This is a genomic window from Streptomyces monomycini (genome assembly GCF_022271435.1).
Classification (GTDB): Bacteria; Actinomycetota; Actinomycetes; order Streptomycetales; family Streptomycetaceae; genus Streptomyces; species Streptomyces monomycini.
Genome location: NZ_JAFIQY010000006.1, coordinates 86,434 through 100,438 on the forward strand (window position 1 = coordinate 86,434; position 14,005 = coordinate 100,438).

Below are 14,005 nucleotides of genomic sequence, written 5' to 3' on the forward strand. Positions count from 1 at the left end.
CTCATCCCCAGCCGAGACGTTGCCCACCAGTCCCGACGTACAGCCGCATACCGTCGGCCGCCGGGCATCCATCCGCCTGCCAACGCGTCACGCGCTCGGTGACCTCGTCCCACAGGCGCACCGGCCCGCCCTGCCGCACCATCCACCGCGTCCCGTCGTGAAAGACGACCGCCCACGCCCCGGCACTCACATCGATGACGACATGTTCCGTCCGGCCGCCCCGTTCCAGCGTGATCCGCTGCGCGCGCGGCGCCGCGAACTGTGCGACGAACCGAGCCGTCCAGTCATCGAGCACATCCGCGCCCAGCTCGGCGGGCACCGCCCCCCCCCTCGCTGATATCCGGCAGAAGGCCCGGCGGAGGCGGGAGGTGCGGGCGGGCCAGCATGAACGAAACCTGTCCGCCGAGCACCGGACCACTGGCCGTGCCATCGTCGGAGACCGTCAGCCGTACTAGTTCGGACGCGTTCAGCCACCCGCCGACCGTGACCAGCACCTCACCCCCGGGCCGGGTCTGTGCGAGCCAGTCGGCCGGCACGGTGTGCACGCCGCATGTAGCGATCACGCGGTCGTACGGCCCACCCTCCTTGTGTCCCGCGAGCCCGTCACCGACCACAAGGCCGGGCCGGTACCCAGTGCCCGCGAGAGCCATCCCGGCACGGACGGAAACCTCGGCGTCGACCTCGACCGTGGTCACGTTCTCCTCGCCGACGGCCTGGCAGAGCAGCGCGGTCGAGTACCCCGTCCCCGTACCGATCTCCAGAACCCGCGCCCCCTCGGACACCCGCAGGTCTTCGAGCATCCGCACGACCAGACTCGGCATCGTGGATGACGACGACGGGGCCGCGGCGATACGCCCTTCGACTTGGTCGGGGAAGACACTTCCGGCGACCTGCGTCACGAGGGTGTCGTCTTCGTAGACGCGCGCGAGGGCGCCCGGGGAATCCGCCGCCACAGGCCGATACCAACCGCCTTCCTCATACTCGAACCACCCGTGAGAGAGAAACGCCTCACGGGACACCGCCATGACGGCCGCCTCCCATACGGGGCTACGCAGAGCACCGGATGTGCACAGGTGCTTCACCAGGCCGGCCCGTAGACGTTCCGAGTGCCGGGGATCAGTCATGCGGGATCGCTCCGTTCTCCAACAGGTCTGCGACAGCTTTGGTGATCGGGAGTTCAGCCGCGGCTTCGAGCCACGCCCATTGGCCGTTAGGGTTGCACTCCAGTTTTCCGACCGCAGTCGTCAGCATCACGCCTCTGAACTGGTGCAATACGTCACGAACATGTCCGTGACGTGGCTCCTTGTTGGATACCGCCCTCGGCATAGATCGCTGGATGAGATCCTTCGTCGGTTGGAGTCGTAGGTCACAGGGAGACCGCCATGGCAACAGCTGTACTGGCGCCGAGCCTTCAGTCGAGCATTGATCGATTCGCGCGTTCGCTGATCGTGCCGTCGAGGCTCTTGGCCCTCCACCCTCGGAAGCAAGGGCACGCGGGGAACGCGGCGGCTCTGGCACCGGCGATCACCCTGGGTGTTCTCTCCGCCTTCGAGGGCTTCGCGGAGGACTACTTCGCCACGGTGCTGTATTTGCAGGGCCAGAGCTTCGCTCAGATCGCGAAGAAGATGAACCTCACGAACCCGGATGTGGCCGACATCGAGGCGCTCGCCTGCCGGGAGTTCCCGACTCTGAAGCCGCAGATCGGTACCGGTTTCACACTGAGTGTCTGGGCTCCTCCGGTGATCGGAAAGACCTTCTGGCAGGAACGGGAACTCACTTGGCCGGATGTGAAGCGTGACGCGCAGGGATGGATGCAGGTCCGTCATTGCCTTGCTCATGGGCTGGCCAGCGGCTGGAGCAGTGAAGTATGGCCTGGTCCGGTCAGGAAGGATGTGCTGCCAGCCTCCTCCGTGCTGCGCCCGATGAAGGATGGCAAGCACTCACTTGCGCTGCATGGCGCCATCACGTGCGCTCGCATCTATCGAACGGCAGCCGAGCACCTCGCGGGAGTCGTCGCCGGCCACCTCGGCGAGAAGCTGAGCTGGTCGGCTGTCCCAGAGTTCGAGCTCCACGCTGCCCCGGCCTCCTGACACTGCTCATGACGGAAGAATCCCTCCTGCGTCGAGCAGCTTCGACTCAAGATCGGCAATCCGCCGGTCTTGGAAACGGCTGTTGGAACGTGCTGCCTGGAGGCGTTCTTCGAGGGTGCGCTTGTCCTGGGTGAGCTGGCGTACTCGCTGCTTGAGGTTGGTGTTCTCGCCGGTGATGCGTTCGATGGACTCGTCGGTCCACTGCGTTTCCAGGTCACGGACCTGTCCCATGAGCTGGGCGATCCGGCTCCTGTGGGAGCGGACCTCATCGTGGGCGGCCTTCAGGGCCTCCTCGGCGTTCAGCGCTCGCTCCCGCCACGGGGTTTCTCCCTGGGTGCCGAGATGCTGGTTTGTCGGGCCCGGTGTGGTGGAGCCGCGGTCGACGGCCTCGGTGATCAGGGCGCGGGCGGCGGGATTCTCGTAGAGAAAAGTGCGAGAGACAACTGCCCGTCGGACAATGGCGGCGACGGAGACAGGAGCCTTCTGGCGCTTCAACTCTGCGATGGCCGAACGCACTTGGGACAACTTCGTTTGGGTGCGCTGGCGGCGTGCTTCGAGGGCAGCGGCCGTGCGGGGTGGGGGGATCTGCTCGCTCACGCCGGGATCTCCTGCTCGTTGTCGAGGTCGCCGTCGTCAGCGGCGCGGGCAAGTTCTTGAGCGCGGAAGCCGATGCTCCACAGGCGTTGGAAGTAGTCCTGGGGGCGTCGCAGATCCAGTGCGAGGGCGTCTTCGAGTAGCCCGAGGCCGGCCAGGGCCTTCTCCAGGCCCTCGATGGCGCGGGCGGTGGGGGCGAAGACCTCGTGGAGATAGTCGGCGGTGGCGTCGGCGGGGGCGCGTTCAGCGATGGAATGCCACTGCTCACGCTTGCGGCGCCAGTAGAGCAGGTCGGCGCCGGACATGACGAACTTGTCGCAGTTCTCGCAGTCGAGGTTGAAGGGGCAGGCACCGCCCTCGACGACGGGCTGGAAGGTGCAGAAGCCGCCTTCGGTCGGGGTGCTGCGGCGCGACAGGTCGATGGCGAGGGCCTCGGCCTGGAGCCGGTCGAGCGGGGTGAGATGACTGGAGAGTAGTTCGCCTGGGCGGGCGGCCCCGGGGCCGGCGACCCAGACATGCTGGAGCACGTCCTCGATCTCGGAGACGGCGACTTGGGCGTAGTGCTCGGCCATCCGGTCCGAGACCTGGCCGAGGTAGCGGCGGATATGTGAGAGGGACGCTCCATGCCGCAGGAGTTTGGTGGCCAGGGTGTGACGGGCCTGGTGGGGAACGATGCGACCGAGGTCGAGGTCGTCTACCCAGGGTCGGAAGTGGCTTTGGAACCAGTTGTAGGACAGTGCCCGCTGACCGTCGCGGCTGCGTTGGGTGGAGGGAAACAGGGCCATCGCGGTGCGTTCACGCGGTGTGGCCTGGCGTCCGCCGTGTCGGTCGGCGAAGCGGGCCAAGGTTGTGCACTGTCGCTCGGCGAGCCGGTCGTAGAGGGGTTCGGGGATGCGGATGGCCTGGTCGTAGTTGCCGACCTTGGTCTGGTCGTGCCAGAGCATGGGTAGGCCGTTGTAGCGGCCGAGGCATTCCAGCTTCAACTTGATGATCTCCCCGGCACGACGTCCTGTGTAGACGATCGCCTCCCAGATGTCGCGCATGCCCTGGTCGCCGGGGTCATGGGCCGTGGCGAGCAGTTCCAGGTTGGCCTGGTCGGCGAGCGCGCGGGCCACCTCGTCGGGGAAGGGTTTGCGGCGGCGAGTCATGGCTCGTCCGCCTGGAGGCATGGTGACGACGAACCCCCTTGACAGGCCCAGCTGTTCGCAGGCTCCGGTCTCCAAGGCTGCCCGGAGCACCTGGCGAGCCCCGTTGAACAGGGTCTGCCGCAGGGCCGGTGTGACGATGACCTTGCTGGTGCGGTCACGGGAGGACAGCGTCAGGGTGGGCAGCTTCATCCGCTCCTTGCGCCGGATCTCGGCGACGTAGCGCTGGGCGTGTTCGGCGGTGAGCTGGGTGGGGTCGTGGCCGCCGCCGGGGGCATGGATCTCCAGGAAGGAGCCGAGCTCCACGCATGCTTTGCGTGCGACGTCCATGAAGTTGGCGGTCCGGGGGCACTGCGGGGAACGCAGGATGGCGGCGAGGTGGTCCCAGAGCAGGTCGCGCAGCCACAGCTGCGGCACGTCGGTCAGCGGGTAGTACCCGGATCGGGCTGTGAGCAGGACGCCGAACAGCTGGGTCTGAAGAAACCCGGCCTCCCGGGTGTCGGCCGGGGTGAGATAGACCAGCCGCAGTTCGGCAAGGACTTCCTTCGCAATCAGCCGGTAGTAGCAGTTGTCGACCTGCGAGAGATCGATGTCGGTCAGAGAGTTCAGCTCCTGCTGGTGGCAGATGTCCACCAGTCCCTGGGTCCAGGGCAGCTCCCAGGCCCGCCGCTGATCTCCTTGGCCGTGGGTGTGGAGTCCCCACTGTATCTCGGCCCTCAGCAGCGGCCGGAGACCGCGTAGGCTGATCTCGCCGACTCGCATCACCGGCGGTTGAGTTGCGCACCAGTGCTGGAAGACCGTCTCGTCCTGGTAGCTGACGGGCGCGGGAAGGCCGCACTTCTCGTAGCTGTTGAACCACTTGCCCGGCAGCGACGCGCCGCCCGGCTTGCCCGCAGCGCGATAGCGGCCCAGATGCAGTGTGCACAACCCCAGCGGGGACTCCGCCAACTCATCGCAGGCCCGAGTCCGGCACTCGCCGTAGCTCTTGCACGGCGTCTGACTCGTGATCCACGCCTCGAAATCGGCGTCATCGCCGCACTTGCGGCGATGGTCGCGCCACCGGTTGCGGTGCCGGTGGCATAGGGACAACTCCCGGTTGAACGCCGGTCGCCCCGGACAGATGCGGCACCGCACCGCGTCGGGTGTCTGGCTGGCCTTCAAGGGCTCCGCAGCGTGGACGAAGTCGCTCTTGCGGCCTCCGTCGGCCTTGGCTTGCTGCCACTGCTCGGCATGGATGGCGCACAGGTCCTTCTTCGCCCAGCGCGGGCGCTCGCAGTCCACGACCGTGCAATGCCAGGGATAGACCGGATGCAGAGCCGGGACACGGATCACCTCGTCCCGGAAGGCGGGGTCGAAGCTGGGGCCGGCGATCAGGGCGGCCAGCACCTCCAGCCGGTCCCGGGCTTCACGCCGATGCGGGTCGGGCGTGCAGCTGGCCAGTGAGAGCAGGCTCATTCGCCCTCTCCCCATGCCTTTTGGAGGGCCCGCACGAAGTCCGGGTCATGAACGTCGGCGTGCGCGTAAATCTCATCAACTGTGGTCGCCGACGCCCAGCCGCCCGCCTCCCGGGTCACCACCAGGTCGCCGCCGGAGGCGTCCAAGACCGCGGTGGCGAAGGAGTGCCGGAATCCATGGGGTTTGACCCGGCCCAGCTCAGCGCGGTCCCCGGCTCGCCGCAGCATGCGCCGAGCGGCGTCCGTCGCCCATGGCTGTCCGACCCGCTCGCCGTGCAGCTGGACCAACAGCATGCCGTGCCCAGCCGACCGGGGGTATTCGGTGGTCATGTACTCGAAGTAGGTGTGGACCATCGCCGGGCTGGCCCGTCTGATCAGCCCGCCGTGGACTGTGCCGTCCTCGACGTACCACTCGGGCTTGGACTTGGCCGCCGCCCGGTTCGGGTTCGCCGGTCGATGGCAGACGTGCACATGCGGCGAACGGCACTGCCCGCACCCGGCCTCCTCCCGTAGATGCAGGTCCACCAGGTACAGCCCGCACAACTCGCCAATGCGGAATCCGCCGTCGGCCAGCCAGGTCACCACCAGCCGGTCCCGGGCCGAGTTCATGGTCGCCAGCAGCGTCTCCTTCGCACCCTCCGGTGCCATCTTCGGATGCCGCCGCCGCACCCGCCGCGGCGCCAGCGGGTTGACCGGCATCGCCGTCTTCACATGCCCCAGCAGGGCCCGGTTGCGGTCCGCGCGACTCGGCAGCCGAGTCCGGTCCAGCTGCCTGCCGAGTTCTTCGCTCACGCCGAGCGCGGCTTGGTGCAGGTAGAAGCCCTTCAGACACGCGGCCGCCAACGTCAGCGTCGCCTGCCCGTACGGCTTCTTGCCCTCCCGCCACGGCTGCCCGAACGGACCGGCCGCCTTTGCCCCGACCGCCCCCATGTACCGCTGCAGATCCGCCAGCGTCACCGGCCCCGGCGCCAAGCACTCCCGCTCCAGCCACCGCAAGTGATCCACCAGCAGATACGCGTACGTCCGGTCCGTCCCCGGCTCCCGAGTCCGCAAGAACCGATCCGCCTCGGCATGGACCGCACCCTCGGGCCACACGATCGTGAACGCCCGCGTACCGTCACCCCGCTCCAACACCTGCACCCGCAGGTACCCGATCACCAACTGCCCGCTCACACACGCCTCCTGGACCACATACCGCACATCACGTACATGGCCGGTCAACGAGTACGCCACGTATCAGGACACGGGCACCACGAACATCACGAACACCCAGAAAGCAGGTCGGTAAACTCCAGGAACCACCATGTGCCGTCCGCGGACACGGCGAAGTCGAAGGCCCCGAAGTTCAGCCCGAAGGCGGCGAGGAACCGCAGCAGCGCACCACCGGTCTCCTTCGGGAAGGCGACCGGTTCATAGGTGAGGTTCTGGTACTCGGACCGCCAGTCCACCACCCCGGGCGGGGCGGTGATCCGCGCGCTGAAGACCTGCTCGCCGACGACGACCGCCCGCACGTCCGCTTCCTTGGGCACCCGCGCTTGGAACAGGTGCGCGCTACGGCTCACCGCTCTGTCGATTTCGCCCGCTTCGACCGGAGCAGCCCAGATCCCGGCGGACTCGCCCCCGACTTCGTAAGGCCCGGCGTGCAGCGGCTTGTAGATCGCGGGTCGTTCGGCACAGAACTGCTCGGCCGCTTGCGGGTCGTTGGTGATGAGAGTGGCCGGCACCGTAAGCCCTACGTGCGTCGCGACGGCCAGTTGCGCGGGCTTGTACTCGGCCCGGGCAATGACCTGCGGGTGGCTCAGGTACAGGCACTCCGGTAGTGCTCCCAGCACACCGCCCAGGCCGCGACGATTCTCCTGGGCGGCAAAGCGGGCCGCCTGCTCGCTGCTGCCCGTCGGGTAGGGACTCGGCCGCCGGTGGTACAGGGCCCGTACGGCGGAAAGGTCGGCTGTCCGCTCTCCGACGGTCAGGTAACCGCCCCAACCTCCACCGAGCTGCCTGCGGGAGGCGTCCCCCGCACTGATGCGCGCGGCGAGCGAGACGGACGCCGGGAAGTCGCGCCCCGGATCGAAGCGGAGAACGGGCACGCGACGCCGGTTCAACTCCGCGATGACCAGGTCAGCGGTCGCGTCGTCATACTCCGTACAGACCAGCACCGGTCGTCCATCCATCGCGCCGCCGCCTGGTCCTGTGTGGCGTCGTAGCCGGTGTCGGCGTCCATCTTGCCGTCCTTGCCGATCTGGGTGGGAGGGTAGGTGTTCACGCTCGTGCCGTGCTTGCCGAGTTCGGCCGGCGTGATCGTTCCGTCCATCCCACTCCATCGTCCGGTCTGCGTGACGGGGTCGATGCCCTCGTACCGCCACGGCGAGGGAGAACCGTTGCGCAGTGGTGCCAGACGACGCATGCCCCACGGGGCCGGGACGGGTACGGCGGTCTCCGTACCTACAGGTTCCGTCTTCACGTTTCCTCCTTGGTCGCTTCTCGCGGTGGAGCACGCCAGGGTTCTTCCCGGCAGGCGCTCACTTTGACTTACCCGTCGGCTAGTTGAGTTCGGTGAGGTACGGCGAAGGCTGTAGCTCCGCGTAGTCACCGAAGGTCCGGCGGTAGCGCCGGTGCCCGGTGTTCTGCGTGTGCTTGCGCTGCCATTCCTCGACCGGGCCCGGGTCGTGGTGCGTCCCGGACGCCGCACCACACTCGGCTTCGTCGCCGGCCACGCACCGCGCCTCGTACTCCGGCTCCGCCGACATGTCCTGCGTAATCGTGAACGGCACGTACCGGAACGTCCGCCGGGGCATCAGGCGTGCTCCGATCGCTGATGCTGACGCATCAGGACATTGGCGTCGGTCTGTGCGCTGGCGTCGAACCGGGCCCGTGCCTCGGCGCGCTGCGCGGCGAGTGCCGCGCACGTCTCGCAGCCCGGGGCGGGCTCGGGTGGGCGGCTCATGTCTTCCTGCCAAACGTTCACGGGCCCCAGCCCTTTCGCCATGACTCAAGCCGCCAGCGCGGACGACGTTGCCGGTGGTGGTGGGCCAGTACGCACCGCCAGTTCGAACCAGATGCTCTTGCCGCCTGGCCCGAGCAACGAGTCCCCGAGCGCGCAACCACCCCACCGGTCTGCCACGCGGTCGAGGATGAACAGGCCGCGCCCACTGCCTGCTTCCGGCGCGGGCGACCGCAGCGTGGCAGGCAGGAACGGAGCTGTGTCCGAGACGCTGATCCGCAGGACGGGATGTGCCCAGCGCAGACGGACACTGGCGGAACCCTTGGCGTGCTGTACGGAGTTGGTGGCCAGCTCCGAGGTCAACAGCTCGGCCCGCTCGATGAGTTCAGGCACGCCGTGGGCGGCCAGCACCGCGCGCAAGGTCAGCCGGGCGATGCCGGGGCCGCGCGGATCTCCGGGGAAGGCAAGTTCGTACTCCCACGGATCGGTGAAAGCGAGTGGTTCGGGGCCCGGAAGCCACGGTTCGAAGTTCACGGGGCACCTCCATGCGGGGCGCGAAGGGGTACGGGACGTGCGTGCCGTACGGGGCGGCACCAAGCGGCCTGGCGCCGCGGTGACGTGGGTCACACCGTAGCGCCGCGTTTTGCACAGGTGCTACCTCTGCCACTCCAACGAGTGTTTCCTTCGTAATCGACGGACAGCCGGCTCCCGAGACCGAGACGCTGTGGCACCCGAGCAAGGAGTTGCCCATGGCCCCACGCCAAGTCCCCACCGTCCGCCAGCGCCGCTTCGGCACCGAACTCCGTCGCCTGCGCGAAGCCGTCGGCATGACCGCCCCGGTGGCCGGCGAACGGCTGGGCGCGGACCGGACGATGATCTCCAACATCGAAGCGGGCCGGTTCGGTATCAGCGAGGAGCGTCTGCGCCGCCTGGCCAGCATCTACGAATGTGACGATCCCGAGCTGGTCGACGCCCTCGCCACGATGACCGGCGGCCGGTCGAAGGGCTGGTGGGACGAGTACCGGGGCAAGATCCCGCCGGACTTCCTGGACGTCGCGGAGCTGGAGCATCACGCGACGAGCTTGCGGACGCTGCAAACGGTCCGTATTCCTGGCTTGTTTCAGACGGAAGAACACGCTCGCGCCCTGTTTGACCTGGTCGTTCCCGCTCTGCCACGACTTGAGGTCGAGCTGCGGGTTGCCCACCGCATGGAAAGGCACCGTGCGCTGGTTTCCGGCGCGGGCACAGCTTACGTAGGAATCGTCCACGAGGCCGCTCTCCGAATGCGGATCGGCGGTCGTGGTGCCGCCAAAGCCCAGCTGGAGCGACTGCTCGAAGAGAGCGAACGGACCAACGTCCAGTTGCTGGTCATCCCCTTCGCGGCCGGAGGATTCCCCATGGCCGAAGGATCGATGATGTACGCGACAGCGGTCAACGCCCATCTGGACACCGTGGAGATGGACTCACCTGTCGGTGCGGTGTTCTTTGACTCACCAACGCAGTTGGCCAACTTTCGGCGGCGCCTGGACTTGGTCGAACAGGTGGCGTTGAATTCGAAGAAGTCACAGGACTTCATTCTTGGCATCGTCCGAGACCTGTAGGAGGGATCTTCTTGACCGAGTTGCAGTGGCACAAGTCGTCGTTTTCCGAAGACTCTGGCAACAACTGCGTCGAAATCGCCTCGACCAGCGCTCGGGTAGTCCTACGTGAGAGCGACGACCTCACACGCACCATAATGACTGGGCCCAGCGTGTTCCGGGACCTACTCATCGGCATAAAGACTGACGTAGTCGGCACTCGATAGGACTGAGCGGCCTGTGAGAGGAGACGCCATGGGCGATGCGAGCTGGACCAAGTCCTCGTACTCCGACGCCGGGGGCAACAACTGCGTTGAGGTCAGGTCGACCTGGCCAGTGCTGGCCCTGCGTGAAGGCAACTCCCCGAAGCAGGTCATGACGCTCGCCCGGAGCGCCCTCCGTGCGTTGCTCGTCGACGTGAAGGCGGGCGCGTTCGACAAGGAATGATCAAGAGATGCACGCACCAATACCGCGCTCGCCTCGTCATTTTCCGCCGACCGCCGACCCGCAAATATCCCTTAAGGCACATGCACGCCCCTATGACGCCCCTGGCGTCCCGCGCTCCACTCGCTATGGTGTCCGTGCCATGACACCGTCACACGCACCACCGCCGCACCCGTACCACTGATCACAGTGACACCACTGGGGGACCCATGACCGCACGCCGCTCCCGCCGCTCCGCCGCATATGCGGCGCTCGCCGTCGCGATGGCCGGGTCGCTCGCTCTGACCGGCTGTTCCGGGAATTCGAAGAGCAAGAAGAGCGCGAAGAAGTCGTCTTCGAAGTCCTCGAAGTCCTCGAAGTCCTCGTCGAAGAGCAAGAAGAAAAAGATCATCGGCGGTGGCGCGGCGGCGGGCGCGGGCGCCGGGGCGGCGGCCGGGTCGCGGAGTGCGCGGGCGTGCGGTCCGGGAATGTTCCGCTTCGAGGTGTATTCGCATACGCCGAACGATCATGTTGTGATCAAGGCCGTGAACACCAGCAGCACCCGTTCCTGCCTGGTCTACCACCACCCGCTGATCCGCTTCGGCGGTGCCAAGGACCCGTTGCCGCTGCTCAAGGGCAGCAACACCATGGGTGGGGACGTGGAGACCGTCCGGCCCAAGGGCGCGGTCTGGGCGAGCATCCCGACCGCGACCGCCGCCCAGAAGGGCAGCGGCAAGAAGACGTACGCGACGATCGAGTTCAGCGGCAGCGACCTGAACGGTGCCCCGAAGGGGCCGCCGCAGCGGGTCTCCTTCCCGACGGCGCCGGTGGCGGTGGGCGCCTCTCAGGTCACGTACTGGCAGAGCACGCTGAACCGGGCGGAGAGCTACACGAAGCCGAAGGGCTGAGGGGCAGCGGTCCGGGCGCGCGGCCCGGACCGCCTTGCGTCACTCCGCACTCGCCTCGTCCATCCCCGCCAGCACCAGCGCCAGCCGGCCCGTGCCGCCCTCGACGACCCGTACCGGGACGCCCCAGTCCTGCTGGTGCACATGGCAGGCCGGGTACTCGATCGCCGGGTCGTCGTCGCAGGACGCCGCCATCGCGGAGACGTGCAGCACGCCTTCCGTCACGCCGTCCGCGAGGACCAGGTCCCGGCTGAGGTCGGTGTCCGCGCCGTCGCCGGAGGCCAGCAGTTCGGGCGGGGTCGAGCTGACCAGGAGGCGGGTGGACGGGCCGTAGCGGAGATCCAGCTTCTGGCCTGCCGGGGCCTGGAAGATGACGTCGAGGCTGAGCTTGCCGGGGCCGACCTCGGTCGCCGCGCGCTGGGTGCGGTGCGCGACCGACTCGACCCGTACGGCCTCCTCGGGCAGCCGCAGCCGGGTCAGGCGGTGCCGCGCCGACTCGACCACCACGATCTCCGGGTCGCCGGAGCCCTCGCCGCCCACCAGCACCGCGTCCGACGGCTCGCGCAGGTCGGTGGCGAGCGTGGTGACCTCGCCGGTCGCCGGGTCGTAGCGGCGCAGCGCGTGGTTGTACGTGTCGGAGACGGCCACCGAGCCGTCGGGCAGCGCGGTGACGCCGAGCGGGTGCTGGAGCAGCGCCTGGGCCGCGTCGCCGTCGCGGTGCCCGAAGTCGAACAGGCCGGTACCGACCGCCGTGTGCACGACCAGATCGGTGTCCAGCCAGCGGACCGCGCTGGTCTCGGAGTCGGCGACCCACAGCCGGTCGCCGCCCGCCGCCAGCCCGGACGGCTGCGCGAACCACGCCTCGGCCGCCGGACCGTCCACCAGGCCCTCGTTCGTCGTACCGGCGACCGCTTCGACGGTCCCCGTGGCCGGGTCGTACGTCCACAGCTGGTGCACGCCGGCCATCGCGATCCACAGCCGGTCCTGCCACCAGGCCACATCCCACGGCGAGGACAGGTCCACCTCGCGGGCGGGCCCGGAGGTCGCCGAGCCCTGCCACCACTGCTTGCCGGTGCCGGCCACGGTCGCGATCTCGCCGGTCTCCGGGTCGAACGTGCGGATGGCGTGGTTGACGGTGTCGGCGACCGCGACCTTGCCGTCCGGGAGCAGCGCCAGGCCCTGCGGTTCGCTGAAGGAGCCCGGGCCGAAGCCGCGCTCGCCGCTGCCGACCCGGCGCAGTACGGTCTCGCCGTCCGCGGCCAGCTCCACGAGCTGGTGCCGGGTGGTGTCGGAGACCAGGAACGTGCCGCCGGGCAGGCGCAGTGCCTTGCCGGGGAAGCGCAGGTCGGTGGCGACCGGCTCCGGCGGCACGTACGGCCCGTCCCCGCGCCGCAGCGTGCCCCTCGCCTCGTGCTCGGCTTCCAGCTCCGCCACCAGCGTCTCGATGGCGTGCGCGTGCCCCTCGCCGGCGTGCTGGGCGACGACGTACCCCTCGGGGTCGATGACGACGAGCGTCGGCCAGGCCCGCACCGCGTACTGCTTCCAGGTGGCCAGCTCGGGGTCGTCCAGCACCGGGTGCTCGACCTCGTACCGCTCGACGGCGTCCACGACGGCCTGGTGCTCGGCCTCGTGCACGAACTTCGGCGAGTGCACCCCGATGATCACCACGGTGTCCCGGTGCCGCTCCTCCAGCTCCCGCAGCTCGTCCAGGACGTGCAGGCAGTTCACGCAGCAGAAGGTCCAGAAATCGAGGATGACGATGCGTCCCCGCAGGTCGGTGAGGGTGTAGTCCTTACCGCCGGTATTCAGCCAGCCGCCCTTGCCGATCAGTTCGGGGGCACGGACACGGGCACGGCGCGGGGTGTTCGAGGCGGGGGCGGCGTCGTTCATGGTTCAAGGGTGCCACTTGGGCGTGAAGGGGAGGTCACGGGAGTACGACGCGGATCGCTTCCCGGGGCAGGCCGGTCACTTCCCAGGGCAGGAGCGATCACTGGCCTGGGCAGGCCGCGCCTCACGTCCACCCCTCCTCCAGCTCCGTCCCGTGCGCCCCGCGCATGTGCTGTCTGATCAGGACCCGGGCGTCCGTCTCGGCGCTGTGGTCGCGGGTGGCTGCCGCGTGGTGGCGTGCCGTGTTCAGGTGGGTGCACCGGGTGCAGCCCGGCTGCGGGGTGAACCGCCGTGTCGTCGCCGTGTCTGCCATGGGGTCATGGTCCGGGTGCGGTGGCCTGTGGGGGTGAAGGACCCGCGCGGGGGCGGGGAAGGTCACCTGGGTGCGCGGGCGGACCGGGTGGCGGCGTGTCCCGGGGCGTACGGGCGCGTGGGAGCGGGGCGGCCGGGAACATGGGCGGCATGAAGTTTCTCGTGCACGACCGGATCTTCGGCATCGGTGACGATTACTGGATCGACGACGAGCACGGACGGCATGCCTATCTCGTCGACGGCAAGGCGCTGCGGCTGAGGGAGACCTTCGAGCTGAAGGACACCGAGCGGCGGGTGCTGGTGACCATCCGCAAGAAGTGGCTCGCCCTGCGGGACACCATGACGATCGAGCGGGACGACCGGCCGCTGGCCACCGTCCGGCGCAAACGGCTGTCGCTGCTGCGCAACCACTACCGGGTGGAGCTGGTGGACGGCACCGAGCTGGACGTCAGCGGCAAGATCCTGGACCGCGAGTTCGCCGTCGAGTACGACGGCGAACTGCTGGCGGACATCTCGCGCCGCTGGCTGTCCGTGCGGGACACCTATGCGGTGCACGTGGTGCGGGAGGACGCCGACGCGGCGCTGCTGATCGCCGTGTCGGTGTGTGTGATCCGGCTTGCGGAGCGGGAGAGGGAGGGGTGAGGGAGGCGGGGTGAGCCGAGTTCACGGGGTGGGCA

19 protein-coding genes are annotated in these 14,005 nt (G+C 68.5%); 6 read left to right on the forward strand and 13 right to left on the reverse strand.

Going from position 1 to position 14,005, the window contains the following annotated elements; all coding sequences use genetic code 11:
• Position 1 precedes the first annotated feature (1 nt).
• Both JXZ78_RS09930 and JXZ78_RS09935 read right to left on the reverse strand, forming a co-directional pair.
• Complete coding sequence (locus tag JXZ78_RS09930; RefSeq protein ID WP_238782798.1) at positions 2 to 319, reverse strand: methyltransferase domain-containing protein; 318 nt, start codon at positions 317 to 319, stop codon at positions 2 to 4.
• Positions 285 to 953 carry a methyltransferase domain-containing protein gene (locus JXZ78_RS09935; protein WP_238782799.1) on the reverse strand — a complete coding sequence of 223 codons (669 nt, stop codon included), beginning with the start codon at positions 951 to 953 and terminating at the stop codon, positions 285 to 287. Before JXZ78_RS09935 ends, JXZ78_RS09930 begins: the two co-directional genes overlap by 35 nt.
• Positions 954 to 1,382: 429 nt before the next feature.
• On the opposite strand from JXZ78_RS09935, the gene JXZ78_RS09940 reads away from it, so the two are divergent.
• On the forward strand, positions 1,383 to 2,090 hold the full coding sequence (locus JXZ78_RS09940; protein ID WP_050502620.1) for a hypothetical protein: 708 nt from the start codon (positions 1,383 to 1,385) through the stop codon (positions 2,088 to 2,090).
• 6 nt (positions 2,091 to 2,096) lie between these two features.
• Here JXZ78_RS09940 and JXZ78_RS09945 read toward each other — a convergent pair whose 3' ends face one another.
• From JXZ78_RS09945 to JXZ78_RS09980, 8 genes are all read right to left on the reverse strand, one after another.
• On the reverse strand, positions 2,097 to 2,687 hold the full coding sequence (locus JXZ78_RS09945) for a DUF6262 family protein (protein ID WP_030021171.1): 591 nt from the start codon (positions 2,685 to 2,687) through the stop codon (positions 2,097 to 2,099).
• The gene (locus JXZ78_RS09950) at positions 2,684 to 5,284 is read right to left on the reverse strand and encodes a tyrosine-type recombinase/integrase (protein WP_030021172.1); all 2,601 of its coding nucleotides are present in this window, start codon (positions 5,282 to 5,284) and stop codon (positions 2,684 to 2,686) included. Before JXZ78_RS09950 ends, JXZ78_RS09945 begins: the two co-directional genes overlap by 4 nt.
• Positions 5,281 to 6,456 (reverse strand): tyrosine-type recombinase/integrase, encoded by a 1,176-nt coding sequence (locus JXZ78_RS09955; RefSeq protein WP_033038255.1) that lies wholly within the window; start codon positions 6,454 to 6,456, stop codon positions 5,281 to 5,283. The genes JXZ78_RS09950 and JXZ78_RS09955 overlap by 4 nt, the downstream gene beginning before the upstream one ends.
• An 86-nt stretch (positions 6,457 to 6,542) precedes the next feature.
• The gene (locus tag JXZ78_RS09960) at positions 6,543 to 7,370 is read right to left on the reverse strand and encodes an MvdC/MvdD family ATP grasp protein (protein ID WP_238782825.1); all 828 of its coding nucleotides are present in this window, start codon (positions 7,368 to 7,370) and stop codon (positions 6,543 to 6,545) included.
• An 11-nt stretch (positions 7,371 to 7,381) separates the two neighbouring features.
• Positions 7,382 to 7,744, reverse strand: a complete 363-nt coding sequence (gene tgmA, locus JXZ78_RS09965) for a putative ATP-grasp-modified RiPP (protein WP_238782800.1) — start codon at positions 7,742 to 7,744, stop codon at positions 7,382 to 7,384.
• Between the two features lie 79 nt (positions 7,745 to 7,823).
• On the reverse strand, positions 7,824 to 8,054 hold the full coding sequence (locus JXZ78_RS09970) for a DUF7848 domain-containing protein (RefSeq protein WP_238782801.1): 231 nt from the start codon (positions 8,052 to 8,054) through the stop codon (positions 7,824 to 7,826).
• Between the two features lie 23 nt (positions 8,055 to 8,077).
• Positions 8,078 to 8,227, reverse strand: a complete 150-nt coding sequence (locus JXZ78_RS09975) for a hypothetical protein (RefSeq protein WP_157851622.1) — start codon at positions 8,225 to 8,227, stop codon at positions 8,078 to 8,080.
• A gap of 45 nt (positions 8,228 to 8,272) precedes the next feature.
• A complete protein-coding gene (locus tag JXZ78_RS09980; protein WP_033038258.1) occupies positions 8,273 to 8,758 on the reverse strand; it encodes an ATP-binding protein in 486 nt (161 codons plus the stop codon).
• 215 nt (positions 8,759 to 8,973) lie between these two features.
• Between JXZ78_RS09980 and JXZ78_RS09985 the strand changes: the two genes are divergently transcribed.
• From JXZ78_RS09985 to JXZ78_RS09995, 3 genes are read left to right on the forward strand one after another with little or no spacing between them, the layout of a single operon-like run.
• Positions 8,974 to 9,825 (forward strand): helix-turn-helix domain-containing protein, encoded by an 852-nt coding sequence (locus JXZ78_RS09985; protein ID WP_030021179.1) that lies wholly within the window; start codon positions 8,974 to 8,976, stop codon positions 9,823 to 9,825.
• 20 nt (positions 9,826 to 9,845) lie between these two features.
• Complete coding sequence (locus JXZ78_RS09990) at positions 9,846 to 10,028, forward strand: DUF397 domain-containing protein (protein ID WP_238782826.1); 183 nt, start codon at positions 9,846 to 9,848, stop codon at positions 10,026 to 10,028.
• Positions 10,029 to 10,056: 28 nt separating this feature from the next.
• The gene (locus JXZ78_RS09995) at positions 10,057 to 10,248 is read left to right on the forward strand and encodes a DUF397 domain-containing protein (RefSeq protein ID WP_030021180.1); all 192 of its coding nucleotides are present in this window, start codon (positions 10,057 to 10,059) and stop codon (positions 10,246 to 10,248) included.
• Between the two features lie 181 nt (positions 10,249 to 10,429).
• Here JXZ78_RS09995 and JXZ78_RS10000 read toward each other — a convergent pair whose 3' ends face one another.
• Entirely contained in the window at positions 10,430 to 10,636 is a 207-nt protein-coding gene (locus tag JXZ78_RS10000; RefSeq protein WP_050502622.1) for a hypothetical protein, read from the reverse strand.
• Between the two features lie 76 nt (positions 10,637 to 10,712).
• Here JXZ78_RS10000 and JXZ78_RS10005 point away from each other — a divergent pair, with 76 nt between their 5' ends.
• On the forward strand, positions 10,713 to 11,132 hold the full coding sequence (locus JXZ78_RS10005) for a DUF4232 domain-containing protein (RefSeq protein WP_275127635.1): 420 nt from the start codon (positions 10,713 to 10,715) through the stop codon (positions 11,130 to 11,132).
• Positions 11,133 to 11,171: 39 nt separating this feature from the next.
• On the opposite strand, the gene JXZ78_RS10010 is transcribed toward JXZ78_RS10005, so the two are convergent.
• Together JXZ78_RS10010 and JXZ78_RS10015 are read right to left on the reverse strand one after the other, a co-directional pair.
• The gene (locus JXZ78_RS10010; RefSeq protein ID WP_030021182.1) at positions 11,172 to 13,019 is read right to left on the reverse strand and encodes an NHL domain-containing thioredoxin family protein; all 1,848 of its coding nucleotides are present in this window, start codon (positions 13,017 to 13,019) and stop codon (positions 11,172 to 11,174) included.
• A gap of 121 nt (positions 13,020 to 13,140) precedes the next feature.
• A complete protein-coding gene (locus JXZ78_RS10015) occupies positions 13,141 to 13,329 on the reverse strand; it encodes a hypothetical protein (protein WP_030021183.1) in 189 nt (62 codons plus the stop codon).
• 149 nt (positions 13,330 to 13,478) lie between these two features.
• Between JXZ78_RS10015 and JXZ78_RS10020 the strand changes: the two genes are divergently transcribed.
• Positions 13,479 to 13,970, forward strand: a complete 492-nt coding sequence (locus tag JXZ78_RS10020) for an LURP-one-related/scramblase family protein (protein ID WP_030021184.1) — start codon at positions 13,479 to 13,481, stop codon at positions 13,968 to 13,970.
• The last annotated feature ends 35 nt before the right edge of the window (positions 13,971 to 14,005 follow it).

Bases quoted from the DNA above. Each gene is read 5' to 3' on its own strand.
- JXZ78_RS09940 (WP_050502620.1), top strand. From the start codon at position 1,383: ATGGCAACAGCTGTACTGGCGCCGAGCCTTCAGTCGAGCATTGATCGA.
- JXZ78_RS09950 (WP_030021172.1), bottom strand. From the start codon at position 5,284: ATGAGCCTGCTCTCACTGGCCAGCTGCACGCCCGACCCGCATCGGCGT.
- JXZ78_RS09975 (WP_157851622.1), bottom strand. From the start codon at position 8,227: ATGAGCCGCCCACCCGAGCCCGCCCCGGGCTGCGAGACGTGCGCGGCA.
- JXZ78_RS09985 (WP_030021179.1), top strand. From the start codon at position 8,974: ATGGCCCCACGCCAAGTCCCCACCGTCCGCCAGCGCCGCTTCGGCACC.
- JXZ78_RS09995 (WP_030021180.1), top strand. From the start codon at position 10,057: ATGGGCGATGCGAGCTGGACCAAGTCCTCGTACTCCGACGCCGGGGGC.
- JXZ78_RS10000 (WP_050502622.1), bottom strand. From the start codon at position 10,636: ATGATCTTTTTCTTCTTGCTCTTCGACGAGGACTTCGAGGACTTCGAG.
- JXZ78_RS10005 (WP_275127635.1), top strand. From the start codon at position 10,713: ATGTTCCGCTTCGAGGTGTATTCGCATACGCCGAACGATCATGTTGTG.
- JXZ78_RS10010 (WP_030021182.1), bottom strand. From the start codon at position 13,019: ATGAACGACGCCGCCCCCGCCTCGAACACCCCGCGCCGTGCCCGTGTC.
- JXZ78_RS10015 (WP_030021183.1), bottom strand. From the start codon at position 13,329: ATGGCAGACACGGCGACGACACGGCGGTTCACCCCGCAGCCGGGCTGC.
- JXZ78_RS10020 (WP_030021184.1), top strand. From the start codon at position 13,479: ATGAAGTTTCTCGTGCACGACCGGATCTTCGGCATCGGTGACGATTAC.